Genomic DNA, 6,544 nt, shown 5'->3' with positions numbered 1-6,544 from the left:
GCAAGCGCTGGACCAGCCGCTGGAAGACCGCCCTCAACGCCTTCGACATCACCTTCGACGGCCGCCTCACCGCAGCTCGCCACTAATCCCCACACAACTCACATACACCGTTTATTTGACAGACCCCTCTCGGCCTGAGAGTCTGAGGCCGGACCTCGACACCCTCACGATCGTGGGGGAGGTGCCCGCCGGCGGGGACTGGAGGCAGCGGTACCAGTACGTCGAGCCGCTCGTCGCGCCGTCGTTGTGTGCCATCAAGAAAGACCAGCAGGAGCGCGGGACCTCGCTCGGCGTCTTCCGGCCCTCCGAGGTCAGCAGCTTTCGACTGACGGCAGCAGAACCCTGGTCCGAGTCCAAGGCCGCACTGGCCGACCAGTTGGACCTCTTCGAGCAGGATCTGGCCCCCCTTGAGTGGGTACCGCTCGACTTCAGGTACACGTTCCGCTGTGCGGACGACGACTGCCCCGGGCACGACATGGGTCTCAAGGACTGGGAGGCCGGCGCGTCCTACCGCAAGTTCCTGCGCAGGTACGGCGAGAGCGACGTGCGGGACAAGCTGCGGGAGCGCTGGTACAACCTGATCTTCACCCCAGATCGGGCTGTCCACTTCTTCGTCGGGAACATCGCGGCCCACCCACGGACCTTCATGCTGCTGGGCCTCTTCTACCCGAAGCGCGACGTAGTCCGGTACGTCCAGGACAGCCTGTTCGGCGACTGACGCTCCTCTGAGCAGTCAGGTCAGCAACGCGGAGGGCTTTCCCCAACTCGGGGAAGTTGCAGAGAGATCGACGGAGAGGGCTGCGACCCACGATGTGCGAAGCAGCCTGGCCATCGGACTTCAGGAGGTCAGGATCGGGTCCGCAGGAGTCGGTCAAGAACCGCCACCGGAGACCTCGGGTGCATGGCATGGCGGGCATCGAGAGCCGCCTCCCACCGCTCGGTCAGGCCGAGCATCAAGCGCTGACGCATGCCTGGAGTGACGTGGGCGTAGCGCGCGGAGACTGACCCGTCTGCGTGGCCCATGCGCTCGTCCATGAGGACCCTCTCCGTGCCGAGGTCCTCCATCATCGTCCGGTGGGTGTGGCGGAGCCCGTGCGGTGTGAGGCCCCTCGCGATCGGGAGCCAGCAGACGTCGGCACGCCCCTGGGCATTGCGACCTCGGACCGGGACGCCCGGCCACGGTTCGCCGACAGCTGGCACCGGACGGGCCTCCTGCGGGGCCTTCTTCGGGTACCAACCGGTGGCGGCGGGCTGGAAGAGCCAGGTGGCGAAGCCGTTTCGGCGCCAGTGGGCGGCATGCTCGGTCGTCACTCCGCCGCGTTGGAAGCCGAGATCAGCGACCGCCTGCTCGACGCGGACACGGGTGTCCTCCCTGACCCGCTCGGGGTGGTTGAGGACGTTGGAGACTGTGCCCGTGGACACGCCAGCCCTGCGGGCAACGTCGACGAGCTTGGCTCCCTGGTGGCCGCCGGTACGGGCAGCTCCGAGACCACGGAAGACGTACGTCTTGCCGTGGCAGGGGCACGGCGTCGGGTTCGTGCGGGTGATGTGGTCGAAGACGAGAGCCGAGAGCCACTCACAGGAGTCGATGGTCCGGTAGCTGTCATCCTTGGGCGGGCACCGCACCAACTCGCCGGTGTCGAGTTCGTACAGCTGCCACTCGACTCGGAACGCACCAGGTCGCACGAAGACCGTTTCCAAGCCAACGACTTCTGCCCAGCGCTTCCCCGTGTAACCCATGAGAACAACGGCGACGAACTCGTCGTCGCGGCCGGACATCAGAGCGGCACGCTCACCAGTCAGCAGGATGCCGAGCGCGTCGGTGATGACCTTCTCCGGACCACGGTCCCGCGAGCGGCCGGCGCGTTTGCCGCGCCCCCTCCGCCGAGCCACAGGGTTGGAGGTGATCAGACCCTCGTCGATCGCGTCCTCGAAGATCAGGTGAAGCGTCGAGCGCCAGGTCTTGACACTGGAGGCCGCGTACACGGCCTTCTCCCGCTTCTCCCAGGAGTCGACGTCCGTGCGCAGGACGCTTGCGAGGGCCATGTCCGCGAAGGTGGGAAGCAGGTGTTCCTCGATGTGCCGCTTGTAGTTCTGCATGGTCGAGGCGGCGAGGTTCTGGGCGGCATACCAGCGGTTCGCGTACTCGCCGAACGTCTCCCGTCCGAGGGCGGGGGCGCGCCACGTACCATGCCGGACGTTGGCCTCTTCTTCGTCGGCGGCCTGCTTGGCCTCCCGCTTGGTGGCGAACTTGACGACCGCCCCGGTGGGGTCGCTGACGGTGCCGTACCTGCCAGGCGCGATCTTGTACCGTCCACGCCAGTAGTTTCCGCGCTTCTCCGCGAATCCCACGCGCTCCTCCCGGCGTTACGCGGCGGTCCCGAAGTGATCCTGTCGAGCACGGCGCGGCGGCCGGGCGCGCAGTCGGACCGTGGGCTCGGCACGCGACGGGGGCGGTTGTGGGGTGGGAGTCCGGGAGACGGCGGAGGTCGCGGCCTGCTTCTGGGGGAGTGCCTCGTGCATGCGGATGATCTGCGCGAGGTGATCGGGGGTGAACCGGTAAGCGCGGCCGACGCGGGTGTAGGGAATGAGGCGTCGGCGGGCGCGGTCCTTGACCCACCAGACGGAGCAGCCGAGTACCGCCGCGATGTCCTCGGGACGGTACAGACGCGGAAGCGTAGCGTCACTGTGCGGGCGGTCAGGCATGCGTGGTCACCTCCGTCGCGCAGCTCGGTCGCGTGGAGGCATGGGATATGGCGGTCTCTTGCATGGGGAGGGGCCTCTTCTGACGGGCCTGGGTGCGGCAACACCGGGCCCGCCGTTCGATCGCTGGGATGAAGGCGAGGCTCTGCGCTGGGGTCTGCGGGCCCAGAGCGGAGTGGAGTGGGGCGCGGGGCGGCGACTACTCCCGGTCGGAGGGGCGGGTGCCGCTGTGTGTGGCTGACACCTCGGTGATGGCGTTGGAGACCATCACCTCGGCCTCTCTGCGAAGGTCGGGGTGTTCGGCGAGGTAAGCGTCGAGGGCGTCGCGCGCCGTGGTGAAGGCGGTGTTGGCGCGTTGGGTCTGGCGGAACGCGTCGACGACGGCATCGATGAGTTCCATGGCGCGTGCCCTGGCGGCGAGTTGGGGCGGGCCGACGAGGTTGCGCAGGTCGAGGCCGAAGACCTCGGCGAAGCCGATGGCCTCGTCGAGGTTGATGCGGCGCTTGCCGTTCTCGATGCGCCAGACGGCGGAGGGGTTCATGTCGAAGCCGGCCTCGTTCAGGCGGTCGGAGAGGGCATTGGTGCTCCAGCCGCGCGTTTCGCGTTCGAGCTTGATGCGCACCGCGACATTGGCCTCGCCGCTCAGCAGCACGCCCTGCGGAGACTCTTCGGCTGTCATGACCTCCCCTTTCTCTTCGTAGCGCAGTGCTGCCGTGCGCAGCGGTCGTCGACCGTAGCATGCGTTCTGCGATTAGGAGAAATCTTCTGCCGATCGCAATCATGTGGCATGGTGTGGCTCGCCCGTGCCGGCCAGAGGAGTCGGAAGAGTCACGTCACATGACAGAAGCCCCCGGCTGTAACCGGGGGCTCAAGTGCAAACCTCTCAACCGCCATCCCTAGCGATCGACCCGCGTGGCCGGGATTGCCGTCCCGTATGGCCCGCGAGCAGAGGAGCTGTCCGCCAGTATGACTGATCCCCAACCGTGTACGCCATCTCTTCCCACCGCTGGCCTCGCGAGCCCTGCTACCGGGCCGGGGGAGTTGCCCGAGGGTGCGCGGGTGCTCCACGACCTGCGAACCCACATCAAGCGGTTCGTCGTGATGCCCAGCGAGGAGGCTCTGACAGCGGTGACGTTGTGGGTGGCGGCCACCCATCTGCAGCCCGCGTGGCAGCACGCACCGCGCTTGGCCGTGGTCGGTCCGGCCAAGCGGTGTGGCAAGTCGCGCCTGCTCGATGTCGTGACCGAGACCGTGCACGCACCGCTGATCACGGTCAACGCCAGCCCGGCCGCGATCTTCCGCTCGATCACCAACGACGATCCGCCCACGTTGCTGGTCGACGAGGCCGACACCCTGTTCGGTACCGCCAAGGCTGCCGAGCGCAACGAGGATCTGCGTGGCCTGCTCAACGCCGGACATCAGCGCAACCGGCCCACCCTGCGCGTCACTGGCCCGGAGCACACCCCGGTCGCCTTCCCCACCTTCGCCATGGCCGCCCTCGCCGGTATCGGCGACCTGCCCGACACGATCATGGACCGCTCGGTGGTCATCCGCATGCGCCGCCGGGCACCGGGCGAGAGCGTGTCGGCCTTCCGCACCGGCCGGGACACCCCCGCCCTGCACGCCATACGCGACCGCCTGGCCGCCTGGCTCCGCCCTCTGTGCGCCCAGGCGAGGGACATGGAGCCGGTCATGCCGGTCGAGGACCGCGCCGCCGACACCTGGGAACCTCTGGTGATCATCGCTGACTTGGCAGGCGGGGAGTGGCCCGCCCTCGCCCGCGCGGCCTGCAGGGCCATGACCGCCCATGAGACGGGAAGGGACGCCGACACAGGGCTACGCACCCGCATCCTGGCCGACATCCGGGAGGTCTTCGCCACCGAGGGCGATCCACCCGCGCTGCGCACGAGCCGCCTGATCGAGCAGCTCAACTCCGCTCCCGAAGCACCGTGGGTCGAACACGGCCCGAACGGGCTGAACGCGCGCCGTCTCGGCCTCCTGCTGGAGGACTACGGCATCCGGCCCGGCAACCACCGCTTCCCCGGCGGCATTCAGGCGAAGGGCTACGCCCGCACCCAGTTCCTCGACGCCTGGGCCCGCTACTGCCCCACCCCGAGCCCTGAACCGGCACAGCCCGTCGAGCCCACCTCGGCCGCCGACGCGACCTGACCCGACTCGACCCGTCCCACCCGTCCCCGCCCAGCTCACAGCGGGGACGGGTCACCAGCCCCGGGACGGATCCACCCGACATCGCCCCCAACCCGTACCTGCCCTGATCAGGCATGCAACGGGTGGGACGGGTCACGGCACCCTCGCCGCCCATCACCAACGGAGTGCGTTCCGCATGCCATCGCCCACCACCGCCAACCCCATACCCGGGACTGCCGCGATCCGCGTCGGGATCACGCTGCTCGGCACCGTCGGCTTCGCCATCTCCTACGACGCGCTGCGCCACATGGCCGTCGCCATCCACATCCGCGGGCCGCTCACCTACGCCTTCCCTCTCGTGATCGATGGCTTCATCGCCATCGGCGTCGGCGCCCTCATCATCCTGCGCAGCGCTCCCCTGCACTCCCGCCTCTACGTCTGGGCGCTCGTCGGCATCGCCACCGCCACAAGCATCTGGGCCAACGCCCTGCACGCCATCCGCCTCAACCAACAGACCCGCCACAACAGCGGCCTGCACCTGGACGACGTCACTGTCGGCGCGCTCTCCGCCATCGCCCCGCTCGCCCTCGCCGGAGCCGTCCACCTCTACCTCGTCATCCGCCGCCACCCCACGACCGGCCGCCACAACGGTTCCCAGGAGTCTCAGCGGCCAGCCCGCACGGACGCCGAGCTAACCAGGCGAGGAGCCACTCCGAAGGTGGCCGCCGAGGATGTGGCGGAAGGCACCACCGAAGTGGCGAAGGCCCCAACGTCTTCCGCCAAATCCAAGGGGCGACAGCCCAGCGCCACCATCGATGAACTCCTCACCATCGGCCGCACCGCCCCCAAGGGGCGTCAGGGGCGCGTCTCACGCCGCAACGTCGAAGCGGCAATCCGCGCCCAAGGCCACTCCATCGGCAAGGACCGCCTGACCGAGATCGCCCGCCGCTTGCAAGCCGAACTCGACCGCGTCCCCACCGGCACCGGGGCCTGACCCGACTCGAACCGTCCCACCCGTCCCCGCGCAGCTCAGCACGGGGACGGGTCCCAGGCCCGCAACGGGTCAACCCGGCATCACCATCCCACCCGTACCTGCGCTGACCAGGCATGCGACGGGTGGGACGAGTCACCACCCAACCAGCGACACTCCGCGGAGAGAAGGACCATGCGCAACCCGCACCAGGAACTCCCCATCGATCGGGAGAGGGTGACGACCACCGTTACCGGCGGAGCAAGTAGGGGGGTAAGGAGTCCTTCCCCCCGCTCCGCCCCGGGAGGGGCAGGGCCGGCGGCCGGTGAGGCCGCCGAGGTCTGCGGCCCGGGGGTGCCGGAGGTGGAGTCGTTCCAGGAGCGGCTGCGGCGCCGCAAGCGCGAAGCCGAGCAGCGCGTCCACCGCACCCACCCGAGGTTCAGCGACGCCGAGTGGGCCGCGATCAGTGCTGCCGCGAAGGCCAACCACTGCACGCCGGGGACGTTCACCGCGCTGGCGGCGGTGCTGGCCGCCGGCCACGACGACCCCCGCGCCGCCGTCGCCGACTTCCGCACCGGTATCCAGTACCTCGGTCAGGCCACCACCGCGCTGGCCCGGGTGGGGAACCTGCTCAACCAGGAGACCCGCTACCTCCACCAGGGCGGCCACCTCCACCAGGCGCACCTGCGGCTCCTGGCCCGCCTGGAGGAGGCGATCGAGGCG

7 protein-coding genes are annotated in these 6,544 nt (G+C 69.2%); 4 read left to right on the top strand and 3 right to left on the bottom strand.

The genetic code is table 11. The features are described 5' to 3' along the window. The first annotated feature begins 172 nt into the window (after window positions 1–172). Entirely contained in the window at window positions 173–718 is a 546-nt protein-coding gene (locus ACTWP5_RS31875; protein ID WP_443224673.1) for a hypothetical protein, read from the top strand. A 128-nt stretch (window positions 719–846) separates the two neighbouring features. On the opposite strand, the gene ACTWP5_RS31870 is transcribed toward ACTWP5_RS31875, so the two are convergent. The 3 genes from ACTWP5_RS31870 to ACTWP5_RS31860 all read right to left on the bottom strand — a co-directional run bounded on the left by ACTWP5_RS31870 (window position 847) and on the right by ACTWP5_RS31860 (window position 3,382). Then, window positions 847–2,352 (bottom strand): LacI family DNA-binding transcriptional regulator, encoded by a 1,506-nt coding sequence (locus ACTWP5_RS31870; protein ID WP_443224672.1) that lies wholly within the window; start codon window positions 2,350–2,352, stop codon window positions 847–849. A gap of 15 nt (window positions 2,353–2,367) precedes the next feature. Further along, the gene (locus ACTWP5_RS31865) at window positions 2,368–2,706 is read right to left on the bottom strand and encodes a helix-turn-helix domain-containing protein (RefSeq protein ID WP_443224671.1); all 339 of its coding nucleotides are present in this window, start codon (window positions 2,704–2,706) and stop codon (window positions 2,368–2,370) included. A gap of 196 nt (window positions 2,707–2,902) precedes the next feature. Further along, window positions 2,903–3,382 carry a helix-turn-helix domain-containing protein gene (locus ACTWP5_RS31860; RefSeq protein ID WP_443224670.1) on the bottom strand — a complete coding sequence of 160 codons (480 nt, stop codon included), beginning with the start codon at window positions 3,380–3,382 and terminating at the stop codon, window positions 2,903–2,905. A gap of 287 nt (window positions 3,383–3,669) precedes the next feature. Between ACTWP5_RS31860 and ACTWP5_RS31855 the strand changes: the two genes are divergently transcribed. The 3 genes from ACTWP5_RS31855 to ACTWP5_RS31845 all read left to right on the top strand — a co-directional run. Beyond that, entirely contained in the window at window positions 3,670–4,872 is a 1,203-nt protein-coding gene (locus ACTWP5_RS31855; RefSeq protein ID WP_443224674.1) for a DUF3631 domain-containing protein, read from the top strand. Between the two features lie 175 nt (window positions 4,873–5,047). Then, complete coding sequence (locus tag ACTWP5_RS31850) at window positions 5,048–5,845, top strand: DUF2637 domain-containing protein (protein WP_443224669.1); 798 nt, start codon at window positions 5,048–5,050, stop codon at window positions 5,843–5,845. Window positions 5,846–6,184: 339 nt separating this feature from the next. Continuing rightward, on the top strand, window positions 6,185–6,544 hold a 360-nt coding region (locus ACTWP5_RS31845; RefSeq protein WP_443224668.1), incomplete at its 3' end, for a plasmid mobilization protein.

This window comes from Streptomyces sp. 4N509B, from assembly GCF_052245655.1.
Lineage (GTDB): Bacteria > Actinomycetota > Actinomycetes > Streptomycetales > Streptomycetaceae > Streptomyces.
Note: the sequence above shows the minus strand (reverse complement) of the source record. Positions and strands in the feature narration are given on the sequence as shown.